This is a genomic window from Sphingobacterium siyangense (genome assembly GCF_023277505.1).
Taxonomy (GTDB): Bacteria; Bacteroidota; Bacteroidia; order Sphingobacteriales; family Sphingobacteriaceae; genus Sphingobacterium; species Sphingobacterium siyangense.
Genome location: NZ_CP080574.1, coordinates 5,039,585 through 5,057,336, shown reverse-complemented (window position 1 = coordinate 5,057,336; position 17,752 = coordinate 5,039,585). Strand labels below are relative to the sequence as shown.

15 protein-coding genes are annotated in these 17,752 nt (G+C 39.1%); 8 read left to right on the top strand and 7 right to left on the bottom strand.

The genetic code is table 11. The features are described from left to right. Window positions 1-84: 84 nt before the first annotated feature. Window positions 85-705, bottom strand: coding sequence for an HPP family protein (locus K2F45_RS21315; protein WP_075993821.1), 621 nt, complete (start codon window positions 703-705; stop codon window positions 85-87). A 512-nt stretch (window positions 706-1,217) separates the two neighbouring features. On the opposite strand from K2F45_RS21315, the gene K2F45_RS21310 reads away from it, so the two are divergent. Beyond that, entirely contained in the window at window positions 1,218-1,676 is a 459-nt protein-coding gene (locus K2F45_RS21310) for a VOC family protein (RefSeq protein WP_075993820.1), read from the top strand. Here the strand turns inward: K2F45_RS21310 and K2F45_RS21305 are convergent. Further along, on the bottom strand, window positions 1,673-2,011 hold the full coding sequence (locus tag K2F45_RS21305; protein WP_248932395.1) for a winged helix-turn-helix transcriptional regulator: 339 nt from the start codon (window positions 2,009-2,011) through the stop codon (window positions 1,673-1,675). The genes K2F45_RS21310 and K2F45_RS21305 overlap by 4 nt on opposite strands. 207 nt (window positions 2,012-2,218) lie before the next feature. On the opposite strand from K2F45_RS21305, the gene K2F45_RS21300 reads away from it, so the two are divergent. Beyond that, window positions 2,219-4,603, top strand: coding sequence for a TonB-dependent receptor (locus K2F45_RS21300; protein WP_075994931.1), 2,385 nt, complete (start codon window positions 2,219-2,221; stop codon window positions 4,601-4,603). Between the two features lie 61 nt (window positions 4,604-4,664). Here the strand turns inward: K2F45_RS21300 and K2F45_RS21295 are convergent, their stop codons facing one another. The 3 genes from K2F45_RS21295 to K2F45_RS21285 all read right to left on the bottom strand — a co-directional run bounded on the left by K2F45_RS21295 (window position 4,665) and on the right by K2F45_RS21285 (window position 7,385). Then, window positions 4,665-5,384 carry a hypothetical protein gene (locus tag K2F45_RS21295; RefSeq protein ID WP_075993818.1) on the bottom strand — a complete coding sequence of 240 codons (720 nt, stop codon included), beginning with the start codon at window positions 5,382-5,384 and terminating at the stop codon, window positions 4,665-4,667. Between the two features lie 6 nt (window positions 5,385-5,390). Beyond that, window positions 5,391-6,554, bottom strand: coding sequence for a PepSY-associated TM helix domain-containing protein (locus K2F45_RS21290; RefSeq protein ID WP_075993817.1), 1,164 nt, complete (start codon window positions 6,552-6,554; stop codon window positions 5,391-5,393). 255 nt (window positions 6,555-6,809) lie between these two features. Then, window positions 6,810-7,385: a GNAT family N-acetyltransferase gene (locus K2F45_RS21285; RefSeq protein ID WP_216640393.1), complete on the bottom strand. Its 576-nt coding sequence runs from the start codon at window positions 7,383-7,385 to the stop codon at window positions 6,810-6,812. Window positions 7,386-7,748: 363 nt separating this feature from the next. Between K2F45_RS21285 and K2F45_RS21280 the strand changes: the two genes are divergently transcribed. Next, window positions 7,749-9,278, top strand: a complete 1,530-nt coding sequence (locus tag K2F45_RS21280; protein WP_248932394.1) for a DUF2931 family protein — start codon at window positions 7,749-7,751, stop codon at window positions 9,276-9,278. Between the two features lie 15 nt (window positions 9,279-9,293). Here the strand turns inward: K2F45_RS21280 and K2F45_RS21275 are convergent, their stop codons facing one another. After that, window positions 9,294-9,785 (bottom strand): GNAT family N-acetyltransferase, encoded by a 492-nt coding sequence (locus K2F45_RS21275; RefSeq protein ID WP_075993815.1) that lies wholly within the window; start codon window positions 9,783-9,785, stop codon window positions 9,294-9,296. A 279-nt stretch (window positions 9,786-10,064) separates the two neighbouring features. Between K2F45_RS21275 and K2F45_RS21270 the strand changes: the two genes are divergently transcribed. Together K2F45_RS21270 and K2F45_RS21265 are read left to right on the top strand one after the other, a co-directional pair. After that, window positions 10,065-11,795, top strand: coding sequence for a helix-turn-helix transcriptional regulator (locus K2F45_RS21270; protein ID WP_075993814.1), 1,731 nt, complete (start codon window positions 10,065-10,067; stop codon window positions 11,793-11,795). A gap of 449 nt (window positions 11,796-12,244) precedes the next feature. Next, entirely contained in the window at window positions 12,245-12,922 is a 678-nt protein-coding gene (locus tag K2F45_RS21265) for an ATP-binding cassette domain-containing protein (RefSeq protein ID WP_075993813.1), read from the top strand. Between the two features lie 58 nt (window positions 12,923-12,980). On the opposite strand, the gene K2F45_RS21260 is transcribed toward K2F45_RS21265, so the two are convergent. After that, on the bottom strand, window positions 12,981-13,664 hold the full coding sequence (locus K2F45_RS21260; RefSeq protein ID WP_075993812.1) for a YceI family protein: 684 nt from the start codon (window positions 13,662-13,664) through the stop codon (window positions 12,981-12,983). A 312-nt stretch (window positions 13,665-13,976) separates the two neighbouring features. On the opposite strand from K2F45_RS21260, the gene K2F45_RS21255 reads away from it, so the two are divergent. The 3 genes from K2F45_RS21255 (at window position 13,977) to K2F45_RS21245 (ending at window position 17,731) form a co-directional block, all read left to right on the top strand. Continuing rightward, the gene (locus tag K2F45_RS21255) at window positions 13,977-14,360 is read left to right on the top strand and encodes a winged helix-turn-helix transcriptional regulator (RefSeq protein WP_075993811.1); all 384 of its coding nucleotides are present in this window, start codon (window positions 13,977-13,979) and stop codon (window positions 14,358-14,360) included. Between the two features lie 157 nt (window positions 14,361-14,517). Further along, window positions 14,518-15,864, top strand: coding sequence for an acid phosphatase (gene acpA / locus K2F45_RS21250; RefSeq protein WP_075993810.1), 1,347 nt, complete (start codon window positions 14,518-14,520; stop codon window positions 15,862-15,864). Window positions 15,865-15,898: 34 nt separating this feature from the next. Then, window positions 15,899-17,731: a cytochrome-c peroxidase gene (locus tag K2F45_RS21245; protein ID WP_083663730.1), complete on the top strand. Its 1,833-nt coding sequence runs from the start codon at window positions 15,899-15,901 to the stop codon at window positions 17,729-17,731. Window positions 17,732-17,752 lie beyond the last annotated feature (21 nt).

Sequence of the window (17,752 nt, the reverse complement as noted above, 5' to 3'; positions counted from 1 at the left end):
TAATCTTCGGCGGATTTTGCCAGGATATGAATCAAGTACCCATTCTATCCGATAGATTTGGATAGAATGAGGGATTCCAGCACTTTATAGGTTTGACGGGTTCTTGGCGCTATCAAAACGGGTTTTTAGATGCTGCCTTCTTGAACGGCGTAAACGTGATTTTTTTACAGGATAATGTCTCTTTTTTGTGATATTGTTAAAGATTAGAGCCACCAGGAATAAAATTATGCAACCTGATAGTACTGGACTTAATACGTACCAATATCCCATTGAAGAGATCTTTGTTCCGCTGCTGACTGCAATGAGTGCAGTTGCTCCACCAGGAGGATGCAGCGTGCGTGTATGTTGCATACAAACAATGGACAGGGCAACGGCAAAGGGAGCGGTCAGCCAGATAATATCGGGAAGGAGCTGTGCAACGGTAACTCCGGCGATTGCAGAAACAACATGGCCGCCGATTAAATTGCGTGGCTGTGCAAGTGGACTTTGTATGGCACCATAAACCAAAACCGAGGAAGCTCCGAAAGAACCTATCAAAAAGACATTTTCGAGCGAAGGTAAATGAAGTGATTGGATATAGGCGATAATAAATATCCCAACAAATGCACCAATAAATGACCAAAAATGTTCCCAAGGATCGACTAATGTCTCTCTATAGATCACATATCTATAGATCCGTAATTGTCTGTGGAGATGCTGTTTCATTTTATTTGCAAAAATATGTAGACCAAGGGCTTTAAACTTTGCGCATTCTATCTTGATTTTTGAAGAATTTATAACATTCGATTTCTTATGCTGGGTGTCACGATACTTTGGCAGCAAAGTCCATCGAAATGATGTCTAAGGAATGCCCCATTTTTATAGACTCATGGTAGTTACAACGCTTTTGGCTCTTGTTCAGATCGAAAAATTTACCGGGCAAAAGTACACTAAAATAATAAGATCTATCTCCTGTAATTTAAAATCTCCCTTTTGATACGGCTAGTTTTAACGTATACTCTTTTCTGGTCCAATAGAATTGGTTGTTGGTTTTCTATCCGATCTTTCAGTATCATTTTGTGCAAATAGTTAAGTGGATGTTAGTTTGATGAAATTGGTTTCATTGCGGCGCGCAATGTGGCCCTGTTGGTTTTCGATCCGACCAGTGCAACTTACAATTTTGTAAGTTGTTCCAGTCTCCGGAAAAACACTTTAGTTTTGTTCAAAAATTATACGCTATGGAATTGAAAGATAATATTGTAGGTTTTCACCACCTGTCGATTAAGGCTCAGGATTTTGATAAGACGATTGGCTTTTATGGAAATCTTGGTTTTATTGTCGTGCATGAATGGTCGTTACCCGAGTTCAATTTAGAACGCTGCGCCATGCTTTTTAATGCCTCTATAGGCTATTATTTGGAAATTTGTGATAAGAATGCTGCTATTCCAACGCAGGGAAGAAGGCGTATAGAGGGGGAGGAGTATGTCGAGAATGCGCTACTTCATCTGTGTTTTACGGTAGAAGATGCCGAAGATGCCCGAATACAGGCTATCGCCCATGGTGCAGAGGACCTGAGTGCCGGTGTTTTCGAACTCAGGCTCAGTCAAGGTAAAAAAGATGTTTTTGTACGCAACAGTCTCGTTTATAGTCCAAATGGAGAGGTGATTGAATTTTTGGAGCGGGTTGATTTTAGTTAAGGATGGTCGTTGTTGAACCGAGAAAGGGCTGCCAATAGGGGTTTTAGCTGATGACTTTTGTCGGTCAGTGAATAGACAGATGCTGTTTTACTTCGGTCTTTTTGAATGAGTCCATCCAGCTGCAATTCTTTCAATTGTTTCGCAAGTGTACGATCGCTTACTTGGGGCAGAAGAATTTTGAATTCCGAATAGTTTGTGTCCTGCTCGAGGTGTTTGAATAGAATCGAAAGTTTCCATCGACCACTGAATAATGCCAACGTTTTTGAGGCGTTACAGAACTGTTGTAATGTTTTTTCATTGATTGCATTCGTCGAATTTTCTTTGCGGTCTGTCATAGCTACTAATATCGAAAAAAATGTGAAGAATGAAAGGGATATTTCCCTAGTAATTTGTGTCCTTCCGTCATCGATTTATTTTTAATAATTCTTTTATTTAGAATTATTAAAAATAGCATATCTTTGGGCCATTATTCATTGCGCTCCTACAAAGAGACAATATCATCTACAAATTCTTTTGTCTAAATGGAAACATACATTTTTTCAATGCGATCAATTTTACGCACTGTCTTTATCATTAGCCTTTTACATCTTTCACACAGCCTGCTGTCGCAGGAGAGCAAGGGCAGCGTTCGCGGGCGCTTAACAATGGTGGATGGTGAACCTATGGCTTCCAAGGCTATTTCATTGCTAGAACTTCAGCGAACGACCCTTACAGATGAGGATGGTAAATACATCTTCAAAGGGTTAGATACAGGTAATTATACCATTCGTGTACAATTATTAGGGGCCAAGGAAATCAAGATCCCCGTTCATATCGGAGCCCCTCTTATTCACGTGGAAGCGAATTATCAGATGTCGGACGAGAATGTACTTGCTTTGCAGGAAGTTGTTGTGCACGGTAAAAACAACAGATTTGTTCAAAAAGAAAGTGTGTACGTGGCACGCTTACCCTTAAAAAATTTGGAGAACCCGCAGGTGTATAATGCAGTTCCCAAAACTCTTTTTCAGGAGCAAATCGCTGTGGACCTCGGTAGCATTTCTAAAAATGTTCCCGGTGCTGGCATACCAATGATTGCTAACCAAGGCCGGGTAACGTTTCGTTCGAGAGGATTTGAAACTGAGCCAAATGCACGTAATGGTGTCGCTGGAGCTGCTTTTTCTTTTATCGATCCAGTTAATCTGGAGCGCATTGAAGCCATAAAAGGACCATCAGCTACCTTGTTTGGAAAAAGTGTATCGAGCAGCTACGGTGGCGTTTATAACCGTGTTACCAAAAAGCCTTATAACGATTTTGGGGGCGAAGTTGGTTATGTAGGTGGAAGCTGGAATTATAACCGTGTCGCTTTGGATCTCAATACGCCGATAAATGCGGACCGGACAGCTCTTTTCAGAATCAATGCCGCTGGAACGATAGAAAAAAGTTTTCAGGACCTGGGATTTACCAATAGCTTTGCCTTGGCACCAAGTTTCTCGTACCAGATTACAGATCGGCTTTCATTACTCTTGGATCTTGAGTATGGACAGGCCAAAGGGACATCTGTGGTACGTTTCAACCCATACACTGGAAGTAACAAAGTGCAGTCCATCAGTGATATGAAATTCCCTTACAAGAAGACTTTTCTAAGCAATGATTTAGCCTATCAAACGCAGATGTTCAATATTTTTGCGCAGATGAACTATAAAATTTCAGAAGAATGGACTTCACAGACTATCATTTCTAGGGCAAATTCAACTATCAATGGGTATATCTCAGCGCTGAATGGTAAATCTGATTCGACCTTAAATGCACAGGTTATGGTGGGAACTACGTCGTTTATTGCGACGGATCTGCAACAGAATTTTATCGGTGATTTTCATATCGGAAAATTTCGCAACCGGATGGTTATAGGCTTGGACTACTATAATAATTCCAATTATTTTGATCGCTACCATACCAACACCCGGACAATCAATTTTATAAATCCACCTGCAGATTATCGTATCAATCATTTTATTGTTGATTCTTTAACCGCAAAATCTGCCTATCGTAAGGAGAAAAATAGTGACGATACGTATGCGGCCTATGTTTCTGATGTATTTAATTTGACGGATCAATTGATGGTTATGGCGAGTCTGCGTGTGGACCGCTTTCAATATCATGGGGTCTACAATATTACGACAGGGGAAACTACGGGCGGGATAGGTGCTGGGGGGATCCAAAAAGGACCATTTGGGCAAACAGCATTGTCACCCAAATTTGGTGTGGTATATGAAGCGCTCAAAGATAAGCTATCGGTATTTGGAAACTATATGAACGGTTTTAATAATATCAGTGGTGTGGATATCAATAGCAATCCTTTCAAACCCGAATATGCCAATCAGATGGAGTTTGGTGTAAAAGGGGATCTATTCAACCACCGTTTGGCTGGAACTGTAAGTTACTACGATATCCGTGTGGATAATGTTTTACGCACGAATCCAGAGGATAGTAATTATTCCATCCAGGACGGTACACAGTTAAGTAAAGGTGTTGAAGTGGAATTGACTGCGAATCCTTTTAACGGAATGAATATTGTAGCTGGATATGCTTATAATGAGAGTAAATATAGTAACGCCGATCCATCGGTAAATGGTTTGAGACCTGCACTTTCGGGGCCACAGCGTATGTTGAATTTTTGGTTGAGTTATCGTATACCAGCTGGAAAATATCAAGGACTGGGCGCCGGATTTGGAGGAAATATGGGCAGTTCCTCTTATCAGACAAATACGCAGACAGCTAAGGTTATTATTCCTTCCTATCAGCTATTTGACGCAACTGTTTATTATGATCAACCTAAATTTAGGGTCGGAATAAAAGTAGATAATTTGACAAGTGAGAAAGCTTGGTCGGTAAGGCTTACGCCACAGAGCCCGGCGCGTGTTTTGGCTAACTTTACACTAAAATTTTAGTGGAAGACCACAACGAATAGATAAAAAAAGAGAAGGCTTAGCCTTCTCTTTTTTTATCTATTTACAGATTGAGACAATAATTGCAACGATGTCTGATTCTCATAAAGGAAATGCCTTGATCCTCGCCGGGGCTATTTTCATACCAATCTAGCCGGATCATATACATGCCTTTTTGAGTTGCCCGAAAAACTATATTTGCAGCGGTGTCAACTGGAATATTTTTCTCCCAATTCTCCGGGTTAAAGATTCGGATAGTAGACTCTTTCGATGGGCGTTTACCATAGATGTAAGGTGATATCTGATAAGAATCTTTTTTTGGTATAAGTTGGATATATGGACCTTCCGCTATGATAGGTAAGGTATCCGGCGCGCTGGAGCGTCCATATTCACCGTAAAGATATTCAATGGAACGGATGTTTTTACTGGAATCCTTTGCATTTCTAACGATGACGGGTAACTTGGTATTGATTCCAATAACCTGATAAAATGTGTTTGCTTTGGCGGAAAATGTCCCCTCCCAGCAATCCGCTTTTTTTATCAATAACAATGGTGATTCTTGGCCTGAGGTTGCTCGTGTTTTGAAGTCAAACAATTTTATGGACTCGAATTCGGTGCCACTTGTACGATGTCTTACACTAAGGTCATCAATATAACCATAACACACGCGGACTGTTACCAATGAACTGTTTTTAGCAGGTGGTATCACCTCCATCCAGAATGCACTGGCTTGGCTTTCTGCTCGACTTATCAGAAAGATGAGAAAAATAAGGACAATACGCATGGTAGGCTATGCTATGGTTTGAAGTTGAATTGATTTCTTCTTTTGGCTTTTTGACGGTTTCTTCTTCTTTCTTTTGTTCAGCCATATCCATATCCCTGTGATGGGAAGAGACGCTGCTAGGGTAACGGCTAAGAATGCAATAATTTTAGAGGGTAGTCCAAATATCGATCCCATATGGATGGATTTCATCATCCGTTGAACCTGCTGTGCCAATGGTAACTTTTCTAAAGGGTTATTTTTAAGTAACTGTCCGGATTTGCTGTCAAAGAATGCCTGGTTGATCTGCAAAGTTGCATTTGAAAAGTTTTCCTTGGTTAGCGCAAAAGCTAAATCCTTCTTTTCAGGAAATGTGACAATTATATTTCCCGAGGTAGGGTATAGGCTGTTTAACTGCTGATAGATCGTATCCAGCACAAGGTAATCTGAAAAAGCCAGTTTGTTGGTGTTGCTGATCTTCTCTTTTGTTGATTTTTGGGTTGAGCCCAATACTTTATAGAATTGTTTATTGTACCAATCGAAACTCCAGGTCAATCCAGTTAAGGTAAAAATAATTAAAAACAAAGATGCGTAGAAACCGCCGACTGCGTGAAAATCCCAGACCTTTCTTTTGAGAGAGGCTGCCATTTTCATGGTTACACGTTGTCTGAGCATGGATTTATTTTTAGGCCACCAAAGGTAAATGCCACTTAGGGCAAGAAAGAGAGCCGCTAGAGCTGAGATTCCCGTTAGGGTACTTCCGATTTTTTCGACGAGAAGAAAACGATGGATATCTAAAGTCTTTTGAAAAAAACGGTCACTCTGCCGACCTTTGGATAATAGTTCTCCAGTATAGGGATTCATATATGCATACCAATATCCGGTCTTTTTTTGTCCATACTGTATGCGGACACTGCGGGAAGGATCTGCTGGAATTTCGATGCGAAACAACTTTTTGTCCGGAAATATAGATTCGGCTTTTTCGGAAATATGTGCAAGAGAAAGACGATTGGTTTGTACGGTTACCTTCTGTTCTTTCGGCCACAAAAGTGGGGTAAGCTCTTTTTCAAAACTCAATAACATTCCTGTAACGCAAACAGCAAAAAAGATTATACCAAATAATAAGCCCAAATAAAGGTGGAGTTTTCCAAGTATATTTTTTAGAATATTTTGTTTAGCTCTTTTATTTGTCATAGATGCGCCGTCAATAGGATGAACAGCGCAAAAATACAGTATTATCAGTAATTATTCTAAATAAACGTAAAAAGTTTGATCACGTTGTTAATCGGTCCAATCTTCATTATCAGCGTAATACTCTTCGGGTCTTCTGTCAAGAGGTAGATCTTTGAGCACACGGATTGCGGCATTTCCTAATTCAGCATTTTGTTTTAGGTGGTACTGATTAGCGGGATAAGGCCTGAATGGCGATAAATAAGCTAAACACTGTATTTAATCAAGGGAAATATACATATGGTAATATTCGCCTCCTGCGAAAGACGTTTTTTTACCAAGCTTAAAACCAATCCTTTCATAGAGCTTTTGCGCATTGGGATTCTTTAGGTCAACGAGCAGACCAATTTGTTTAAAACCATGTTGCTTGGCATGTGTAATCGCATATTGTAAAAGTTGTGTTCCGATACCTTTACCTCGTGCAATGGGAGCAACAGCAATTGAATCGATATAAAATTCGTCACCAGCTGTTTCGGCTTCTGGAATCAAATTATTGTTGTACTGATCCTTCATGTGATCTAAAATAGGCTGTCTTAATTCAACAAACTGATCAGCATCGTAGCCAGTTAAAGAGCCTACAATACGTTCATTATCGTCAATTGCGACAAATGTATTCTCATAACTATAGAGATTACCTTTTTGCCTAAAAAGCTGAGTTAGAAAAAGTACTGCCTCAGTTGGATCTTCTTTTTGAATAAAACGAAATATAATGTCTCCCATCGCCTGGAGCATAATTTCAGGTACAACATGCGAATCACTCTCTTTGGCTTTTCTAATTTTATTATGTATATCCATGATTTGAAGAATAAAAACGAAGTTAGTAAACTTGATCGACTTTCCTTAGGGGACCTTTGATTGGAGTGTTTTCGAAGAAAATTTACGATAACGAGCGATCTCTTGCTGGAGAGGGGGGAAAGCTGGACCTTTACTGACTGTGTTTGAAATTGCTCAGGATATCGATCCTGGCGAAAACCGATAAAAGTTAATTAAATACATTCTTGTTAAAAGAATATATTGTCTACTTTGGGTCGAATATTTGATCAATGTACTTGAATATCGATCGCTTTATATTCCTAAAACATTTCTTGTTATTTTTGAAGTGTGTTGTTGTCGGTTAGGCTAAATCAACAAATTTTTTTGGATTAAAAACAAATTACAATGATTTTAAGAGCTACGGTTTCTGCTTTTTTTGTTGCCATCATCAGCCTAATCGCGACCCTACTTGTACAGAATGCAGATTTAAATTTGGCTTATGCTGCATGTTGTTGTTCGCCTTATTTTATTGTTATCGCCTTGGTTTATTTCCATTTTAATTTCTTTCGGAAAAAGTTAAAGGTCTTAGAGAAACCAAAATTTGCTTTTGAACTTGGCTATGGTTTTCTTTTTTATTGCTTATTTTCTTTATTGCTTCCGGTACTTCTTTTTTTATCAACCTTGGGTGATGAATACGAGCATCGACTTTATGCGGATCTGGGCGGAGTGATTAAAGAAATGTTTCCCTTGATTTTAACACTCAGTATTTTCCTGACATTCTTTAGTAGCGTGATTATAACATGGGCTGTAAAATCATGGAAATATTTAGTTCCGACTTTGCTTGGATATCTTATTTTGCTACCGATTATATTCGCGTTCTCAACGACAATACGTGAGTTTAATGACCTCAGGGAAGAACGCCTCACGCAAGAAGATAATATCAGGGAAGGACGCTATAAATGGTTCTGTTCGATGAGTAATCCAACAGCTTATCCCGTCCAGTTGTATAAAGGCCGCTTTATCTTTCCGAAAGATGAAGATTACGAGTTTACATTTAGTGAGGGCAATATAGTGAACTATAACGCCATTTGGGGACAAGCTGGAGGCGGTACATATGAGCAGGTGATGTCATTGCCTAAGGCATTGGACATTACTTGGTATTCATTTGCTGAAGATGTTTTTTATCGCATGAACGGTCCGATTGATTATGGTAAATTGCGGACGTTGTTCAGTACGCCATACCAAGAAAAAGGGGCGATGAAAACTGTTGATGAACATTATAATAAGGTTATTTTGGGCTTTGCTCCGGGGGGCGTACTTGTGATATGGGCCGCGGGAACGGGACGTCGTCAGGTCGAAATTGGTCGTTATCAAGCTGAAAAAGTAACGATCAAGGCTTCGGATCAATCCAAGGAAAATGGAACGTATGGTAATATCTTTAATCAAGAATGGCGCGAACAGGTACTGTCCGATACATCGATTATTCCTTCGGATGTTCAAGAAGCTATTGCAAATAAACCGATTCCCTATGGCTATTGGGATAAATTGCGCACGCGGTATTCTTTACAGCCAAAACTTATTATGTCTGCCGACATTAAAACATTCGACGCAGACTTTGAATTTTATAATTCCGAACGTTTTGTCTTTGATGAGCGTCTTCGGGATATGGACATGGCATCTCGAGGTATTCCCAAAGATGTTTATATCAAATGGTATGATCAGCATAATAACCGATGTGCTGCGCGATTTTTGTTTGATGAAACTGAGACATTTAAAAACTTTGCTTCATTTTTTAATGATAAAAAGGGCATTGGGGCTGTACTGGAGTTCAATGTCGATACAAAGACTAAAATAGCAACAGCGACATTAAAGAATAATACTGAAAGTAAGCTGCTTTTGAAAACTGAAGTAATCGACTATGGAGAGCATTTCTAAAATTCGGAAGAGAACCTAAAGATCTTTTTTCATGTTATAGTTTGGTATTTCGACTTCAGTTCGTATTTGTATCTGCTCTGCGATAACTTTGAAGCCATTAGCTTCAAAAAAAGGTTTTGCTGTTTTGCTTACGTCTGCGGTTAAAATAGTGTTTTTATGTGTGGTAGCTTCGGCTTCCAGTGCATTATAAAGCTGTTGTGCGATCCCTTGTCGTTGAAAATCTTTATGCACATACAAGACGTCGATATAATCTCCATGATATAAGGAGGTAAAACCAACAATCTTCTGATTGAGCACAGCTACAATAAAATACTGATCTTCGATTAGCCGATGCCAACGGTCAGTGTTATTGACGCATGATATCCATGCTACAATTTGCTCGTTATTATAATCATTTGCGCATACAGTCTCAACCGTTCCGGAAAATAGGATTAATATTTCCTGCAGATCTTTCAATATTCCTTTTCGGAGAGTTAATCCTGTTCTTTTTGTTTGAATTTTGTTCATTTTTTTGGAAAAGTGTTAAATAAAAGACCTGATCTGTCAAATCTAATGGAACATAATAGTGTTGAAAGAAGGCGAAATTTTAATAAAAACGTATAATTATGTTAAAGTTATAAATATTATATTTATAACCGGATTTGAGCGCATTGATTTGCGAGCAATATGTCTGTATTAACCATTTTCTTTAAGGATTTTGCGTGTTAATTTTAAAGAATTATTGAAAATTATTTTATTGGTTATATCAATAGGGAGACAGCGCGCTGAAATTGACCTTTTTTAAGCATGAAAACCATTTTACTTTATTCTTTTATACTCGTTTCTTTGGTATTGTCAGGCAAACTTAATCATGTCTATGGGCAATCTGTAGCAGAAATATCTGCTATTGAGAATCCTGTTGTCCAACTGGAAGCTGTCCTGCTGTTGCCCATCAGATTTGACGGTGATACGATCAAGTTGAGAAATGCCTTGGCTCCGGTTTTTGAATTGGCAGACAAAAAAAGGAATATTGCTTTAAAATGGGCCTATTATATGCGCATGGCCGATGGTTTCTCTATAGCTTTTGATCGTATAAATTCGTCATCTGAGCGCTATTATCGTTTGGCTGAGCAGCTGCTACGTGTTCATCCTGATGCTGAATTAGAAATGTTAGGTTGTGCCCGTGAAGGGTATTACAACTTCGTCTATAGACGGGTAAAAGAAGCATTTCCGTTCTTTCTACGAGCGAATGATTTAAAATCTAAAGTCAATATCAAAAAAATCCCCTTGGTGGTGAAGCATTACCAATTTATGGCGAGCTTCTACAGTTATATTGGTGATCAGGCAAATGCTGTTGTTTATTTGGAAGAGGCTTTACCCTTTACAAAGCCGGCTTCACGAGAACGTGTCGATCTGATCAACTCTATTGCTGTATATCTGGCAAAGGACTCGCTCAATCACCAAGCCTTTTCTTATTTGAATCGTGCCATGGATGAGGCTAAATTGGCGAAGGATTCCGTGTGGATCGGTATTATTTCTGGTAATCTGGCGGATCATGCATGGCGAAAAGGTGAAAGGGAAAAAGCTATTGCGTTGGTTAAGAAAAATATAGCGCTCTCCATGCATTACAATGAACGTACAGATGCAATGCGGGCAAATCTCAATCTAGCCAATTGGTATATCGAATTGAAAGAATGGAAGTTGGCCGAGCAATATACGATGGCCTGTGAGCATTTGATGGAAGACAAACCCTATTTTTTGAAATATAAAATGGAACTAGCAAAATCCAAGTCCAACATTATGCGGGGTTTAGGACGTGAAGGGGAGGAGCTTAAGCAATTGCATTTGTATCTAATGCTGAAAGATTCGTTGGAAAAGAGAACGAATGACAAGGAGATACAGAAAATGCTCTGGCAAAGGGAATCTGAAAAATACAACCGGACTATCCAAGCCACGGAAGAAAAACGGATTCGGACAAAACGGATGTATCAGTTCATAGGCATTGTACTTATGTTGATTTTTGCGATAGTTGTTCTGTTAGTCAATAAGTCGAAAATTAAAATTAAGATGCGGAATACTTTACTGGAAAAAGACCAACTTGCGCTTGCCTATGAAAAACAATTGTTAGATCAGGAGCTAATGATTTTACGCAACTCCTTGACCGAGTTTACAGACACTATCCGGCAAAACGATGTCATCATCCAGCAACTTAGGCAGGAAGTAGTAAAGATTTCTGAATCTGACCCGGCATACCTGACACAAGTTACGGATAATCTGAATGCGCTTTTGCAGCAGCACATTATGACGGATGAGCGATGGCAAAAATTCAAACATGTTTTTAACAAAGTGTATCCAGCTTATCTGACACAAATGCGGCAAACTTATCCAAAGATTACCGAGAATGATCTCAAGATATTAGCGCTGCTCAAATTGGATTTAAGTAATGCAAGTATGAGCGAACTGCTGTGTGTTTCGGTGGAAGCGGTTCGTAAGGCAAAACAGCGATTGAAGAAAAAATTAGAACAAACCGAAAAGTAAGGATATAGAGGTGCTATCAGGTGCATCCGCTGAAGTTAAGGAATGTTAAAAATAATGTTCGGTCATTTCTTTTGGCTATATTCATTTCAGCGTTTAAAACCTGTTTATTATGATAACGCCGATTATAAGTAGCTAATACATTTCTTATTGAATTCCATTAAGACGATACGGTTAAGTTTAAAATTTTTTAGATTCATTATTCTCTTTAATTTATTTGTAACAGGAGGTATTCTTTTACAGTCACCACGTTTTATGCTGAATTCCGTTGGAACAGCGTCGTTCTATATGTTCATTTTTTGGTTTAAAGTCATTGGTTCTAATATTTCTTTTATTGCCGAATATATTTTTCATCTTCCTAAGAAAGAAGTGTTTCTGAAAAATTTACATATATCTCCCATAAGTCTGCTGATAAGGCTTAGTGTAATAGACTTTTTGTTATTTGTAATTTTATGTTGGAGTCTGAAAATTTATCTAACGAGCTGCTATACATAGATAGTTTATCGTTTAGTCGTGGTGGCAGGAGCATTCTTTCGGGGCTTTATTTGACATGTGCGCAGCATGAGGTAGTCGGGATTTTGGGCAGAAATGGTAGTGGGAAATCTACCCTGATGAGCGTTATATTTGGACGTATTAAAGCGGATTTTGCTTTCATGCATTGCAAAGGTGTTAAATTTGAAAAAGGCTACCAGACAGGAGAGATTACCTATCTCCCTCAGGAAGGTTTTTTGCATAGAAATTTGCTGCTTTCTGAAGCCCTTAAATTTTTTCAAATCGATGATGTTAATTTACTGGAGCTTCCATTGATTCAAGAGAATTTGAATAGGCGATTGAGTAGCCTATCACTGGGAATGATTCGTTTGTTTGAAACGCTATTGATCGTTTATACCAAAGAATCCATCGCTTTACTTGATGAACCCTTTGTCGGTCTTAGTCCTATTTATATTGAGCTTATTAAAGAACAGATTCAGTTAGTAAAACATCGAAAAGGAATATTGATATCAGATCATTATTTTAGGCAGGTAATGGAAATCAGTGACCGCATATACCTCTTGAAAGACTCACACTTGACCCAGGTCCTGAATGAAGACGACCTCTTATTGGGAGGTTATTTAAATCAAATAGATTAATCAAGTAGAACCTACCCGATTAATCTATTTACTATAAGCGACTAAACGCTATTGAAAACTATTTCGCATTTTTTGCAGTGACATTAAGTTCAATGTCAACGTTTTGTGCAATCATCCAATCTTGTGGATTACCTTCTGTACCGTAAGTAAGACCCCAATCTTGTCTTTGGATCGTAAATTTAGAGTAGAATGTTACTTCGTCACCATTGAACGTAATTTTTGCAGGGAAAGTTACATTCACAGTTTTATCTTTGATGGTTAAGTTACCACTGACCGTATTTGTCGCATCAGCAACAACACTTTTTCCTTGCGCTGCATCGAATGGACCAACTTTGGTGATTTCGAATTTTGCAGTTGGATATTTTGCTACGTCAAAGAAATCAGCACTTTTTAAATGTGCATCCAAATCTGATGATTTTTTGCCACCGGATGTTGCAGGATCTACAGAAGCTGTATCTGTCAGAATAGAATTGACATCGATTGTGAAAGTACCACCAGTAACGGTATTATTTTCAGCTGAAAGTGTTCCTTCGCTTTTCAAAACACCATATCTTGGGTTTAAACCGCCTTTATGGTAACCAGTCCATTTTAATGAGCTTTTATCTGCTTCAACAGTGTAAGTCTGTCCTTTTTGTTCAGTTACTTCCTGAGCAGTTGTTGTTGTTGCTTTGTCGCCATTTGTGTTCTGACAAGAAGCTAACAATAGCATAAGGGCTAAACCCGAGATTAATTGCTTTTTCATTTTTTAATCGTTTTATTTTTTATATGTTATTTGCACTTTTCATTTTGCAGCATCAACTGTGCCAATTTATTCCTTCTGATGTTGCCAATACAAAGGTAGATGATAGACAGTTTATTTTAGGTATCAGTTTCCTTAAGGAAACTACTTTCCAAAAAGATAGTGGTCTGAAACTTTATAAATGCGTATTTTTGTAAGAATAAAGAAATCGTGCCAATGGAGCCAAGCTTTGCTTGTGTATTCATCTATCGCTGATCGTTTAGGGAAATAGGATGCTCTAGGAAGGCGGGTAATGCATGAATAAAAAAAAGTGAAATGAAAAAGGAAGCAACTTTAACGTCGTCGGGTGCATGTAAAACACGTGTGTTGGCCATTAATGATACCATGGAGATTTTAGCCGGAAAATGGAAATTTCATATTATAGGTACCTTATTGTTGGTCGAGAAATTACGTTTTATGGAACTGCTGCGCGAAGTTGAAGGGATAGGTGCGAAGATGTTGTCTAAAGAACTGCAGGATTTAGAAATGAACCAGCTGATCAGAAGAACAGTATTAAATACCAAACCCCTGACGGTAGAGTATGAATTGACCGAGTGCGGAAAAACTTTGGGTCCAATCATCGATGAGATTACTAAATGGGGTATAACTTACCGAAGTAAGCTTTATACCAAGAATGAGGAAGTGGAAGCTACAAGCTAATAGGTAAACAGGTCTTTGTTTTTAATGATAAGAGGGAGGATGCCTGTAAAGAACCTGATACGTAGGTCGCAATTCCCTTTGATTATAGGTTATGAAAACGATAATAATTGTAAGTTTGTTCTAGAAATTACAGTCTAACCTACTAAAAGAAGACAGGATGCGGTTACAACACTTATTTTATTTGTCTCTTGGAGTTTTGAGTATCAGCAGTTGCGGATTTACCAAAAACGCCCGACACCAAGAGATTCCCTTCGATGAAGGGATCAAAAAAATTAACCATGTGGTTGTTGTTTATATGGAAAACCATAGTTTTGACAATCTGTATGGCGAATTCAAGGGAGCCAATGGCATAGCGAATGTCAAGAAGGAGGATTTTTTACAGGTAGACGAGCATGGTAAAGCCTACCAATACCTCCCCGAAATTCCACGTAACAATTCCTTTCCAACCAATCTACCCAATCAATTTTTTAATATAGACCAATATGTACCTTCGGATAAGGCGACGCCCGATGTTACACACCGTTTTTATCATAATCAATTGCAGATCAATGGTGGGAAAATGGATAAATTTGCCCTCTATAATGATTCCAAAGGTTTAGCAATGGGCTATTACAATACGGAGAAGCTACCTTTGTATCCGTTTGCCAAAGCGTATACATTGTGTGATAATTTCTTTCAGAGTGTATTTGGCGGATCCTATTTAAATCATATTTATATGATTTCGGCAGCTATTCCTGTTTGGCCTGATGCACCAAGCTCAATGGTTGCTAAACTCGATGCAAATGGAAAGATGATTAAGGATGGTGTAGTTACGCCAGACGGTTATGCGATCAATCATGTGCTTTCTCGCAACAAACCTTATCCCGCGAAATCGGATACTTCCAAATTATTACCTTCTCAGACTATGCCGACCATTGGCGATCGCCTAACAGCGAAAAATGTAAGTTGGGCTTGGTATTCAGAAGGCTGGGATGACGCTGTTGCCGAACTTAAAAATAATTTTGCCTACAATCATGAGCCCTTTTTATACTTCGCGAATTATGAGGATGGTAAGGAAGGGCGAAAACACATGAAGGATCAAAACGATTTTATTAAAGCCGCAAAAGAAGGGACGCTTCCAAGTGTGTCTTTTGTTAAACCGGGTGGAGGCAATGATGAGCATCCTGGAAGTTCGGCGGTCTATTCCTCCGAACAACTTGCGGTTAACTTAATCAATGCTGTATTAGAGGGACCGAATGCAAAAGACGCGTTGGTGATTTTGACCTACGATGAATTTGGTGGCTTTTTTGATCACGTTAACCCACCGGTCGTTGACCGTTGGGGACCTGGGAGCCGTATCCCGGCAATTGTCATTGGACCATTTGCTAAACGTGGTGTAGTGGATCATACGCCATATGAAACAGTGAGCATCCTTTCATTTATAGAAAAACGCTGGGGAATAGAGCCTCTTGCTGAAAGAGATAGAAAGGCAAATCCCTTTAGAAATGCGCTCGTTTTCAAATAGACGGTTTTTATATCGAGAGATAGGAAATTGAACTATGTGTACAAAGGTTGTCGTTTTTATCTTATTGGTTGTAATAGTATTTACCCTCGGATTTACTACAGGGCAGCCTGTTTATACAAAACAAAAAGAGGGCAATGCCCGTGAGCATCTGATTCAGAAAGAAGTACTGGGTCAGATGCTTTCTTTTAGGACATATATCAAGGATACACTGAATGCCGAAGTGCAGAGAGGTACAGTGGATACGTTACGGCTCAGAAGAGCCTTTTTGAAAACAAGGCTACTTTTTAAAAAGTTTGAATGGGCTTCGGAGTATTTTACTGCAGATCTATCCAGAAGGTTAAATGGACCTCCGGTGGAGGAAGTTGAAAATGCGGATTTGTTGGATCCCTCTTTGGCCAGGGGAGTGGAGCCTATTGGATTGCAGGTGATTGAAGAGCTTATCTATCCCACTTACGATAATAGCAATAGGCAAAAGCTAATTCGTGAAATCGAACATTTGATAACCAATACGGATTATTTGATTTCCTATTTTGAAGATCATCAATTGGAAGACTGGCGTATTTTAGATGCAACAAAATTGGAGGTGTTTCGGATTATTTCCTTAGGAATTACTGGTTTTGATAATGCGCTTTCTCGAAATAGTATGATCGAGTCCTCCATTGCGTTAGGCAGTCTACAGCAAATTCTTTTGCAATATAAAGGTAGAAAAGAAACGCTAGCTTTGATGCTTACAGGGGCGATCAGCTATTTGCAACAACACGCGGAATTTGAATCGTTCGATAGGGCGCAATTCATTACCCAATTTGCCAACAACATCAGCACGGAGATAGCACAGTTGGAGCGTAATCTTCCAGGCCCTAAAATCAGATACAATCGGATGCTTCGGCAAGACGTCAATACGATGTTTGATCTGAATGCATTTAATGTAGATGCCTTTAGCCCGGGGCCTAAATTTCACTTCAGCAATGAAAAGGCCGTATTGGGCGAGAAATTATTTTATGATGTTGCTTTGTCAGGAACACATACGAGAAGTTGCGCTTCATGCCATCATCCGGACCGCGCATTTACGGATGGGTTGAACTTGCAAGTGGACATTCATGGTTCGGGACGTTTGCTCAAACGCAATACGCCTACTTTGCTCAATGCGGCCTTACAGTCCAACTACTTCTATGATATGCGTTCGTTGACGCTGGAAGATCAGATACACGATGTCATTGGTAATAAGCAGGAAATGGACGGCTCGGTAACTGATATCGTTCAATACGTTTCTTCGGATAAAATCTATCGATCATTATTTAATAAAGCATTCAATACAGCGGATGGCCCGATCTCAGCTGAGCAGGTAAGCAATGCACTTGCTTCTTATATTCGTGGCCTGACCAAAATCAATAGCCGATTTGATGATTATATGCGTGGGGATAAGAACGCATTGTCCAAACCGGAAGTGGATGGGTTTAATTTATTTATGGGCAAGGGAAAATGTGCGACCTGTCATTTCCTGCCTTTATTCAACGGTGTTACACCGCCCAAATTTATTCAGAGCGAAGTCGAAGTTCTGGGGGTACCAAAATCCCTGAAAGATTCTGTGCTGGATTCAGATTTAGGGTACTATGATATCATTGGTGTTGATTCTTATAAATATGCCTTTAAAATACCTTCTGTCCGGAATGTAAAGAAAACTGCTCCCTATATGCATAATGGGATCTATCAGACCTTGGATGAGGTCATGGAATTTTATAATAATGGGGGAGGGGCAGGATTGGGGATCAAATTATCCAATCAGACATTGTCAGATGAAAATTTGCATCTGACCGAAAAGGAAATGAAAGATATTATTGCGTTTATGGAAAGTCTGGAAAGCCAATAAAATGGCTGGTGGGCTATCTCT

Excerpts from the sequence above, each read along its gene's own strand:
- K2F45_RS21300 (WP_075994931.1), top strand. The coding sequence starts at position 2,219 with ATGCGATCAATTTTACGCACTGTCTTTATCATTAGCCTTTTACATCTT.
- K2F45_RS21305 (WP_248932395.1), bottom strand. The coding sequence starts at position 2,011 with ATGACAGACCGCAAAGAAAATTCGACGAATGCAATCAATGAAAAAACA.
- K2F45_RS21285 (WP_216640393.1), bottom strand. The coding sequence starts at position 7,385 with ATGGATATACATAATAAAATTAGAAAAGCCAAAGAGAGTGATTCGCAT.
- K2F45_RS21260 (WP_075993812.1), bottom strand. The coding sequence starts at position 13,664 with ATGAAAAAGCAATTAATCTCGGGTTTAGCCCTTATGCTATTGTTAGCT.
- K2F45_RS21310 (WP_075993820.1), top strand. The coding sequence starts at position 1,218 with ATGGAATTGAAAGATAATATTGTAGGTTTTCACCACCTGTCGATTAAG.
- K2F45_RS21295 (WP_075993818.1), bottom strand. The coding sequence starts at position 5,384 with ATGCGTATTGTCCTTATTTTTCTCATCTTTCTGATAAGTCGAGCAGAA.
- K2F45_RS21255 (WP_075993811.1), top strand. The coding sequence starts at position 13,977 with ATGAAAAAGGAAGCAACTTTAACGTCGTCGGGTGCATGTAAAACACGT.
- K2F45_RS21270 (WP_075993814.1), top strand. The coding sequence starts at position 10,065 with ATGAAAACCATTTTACTTTATTCTTTTATACTCGTTTCTTTGGTATTG.
- acpA (WP_075993810.1), top strand. The coding sequence starts at position 14,518 with ATGCGGTTACAACACTTATTTTATTTGTCTCTTGGAGTTTTGAGTATC.
- K2F45_RS21290 (WP_075993817.1), bottom strand. The coding sequence starts at position 6,554 with ATGACAAATAAAAGAGCTAAACAAAATATTCTAAAAAATATACTTGGA.
- K2F45_RS21275 (WP_075993815.1), bottom strand. The coding sequence starts at position 9,785 with ATGAACAAAATTCAAACAAAAAGAACAGGATTAACTCTCCGAAAAGGA.
- K2F45_RS21245 (WP_083663730.1), top strand. The coding sequence starts at position 15,899 with ATGTGTACAAAGGTTGTCGTTTTTATCTTATTGGTTGTAATAGTATTT.
- K2F45_RS21280 (WP_248932394.1), top strand. The coding sequence starts at position 7,749 with ATGATTTTAAGAGCTACGGTTTCTGCTTTTTTTGTTGCCATCATCAGC.
- K2F45_RS21315 (WP_075993821.1), bottom strand. The coding sequence starts at position 705 with ATGAAACAGCATCTCCACAGACAATTACGGATCTATAGATATGTGATC.
- K2F45_RS21265 (WP_075993813.1), top strand. The coding sequence starts at position 12,245 with ATGTTGGAGTCTGAAAATTTATCTAACGAGCTGCTATACATAGATAGT.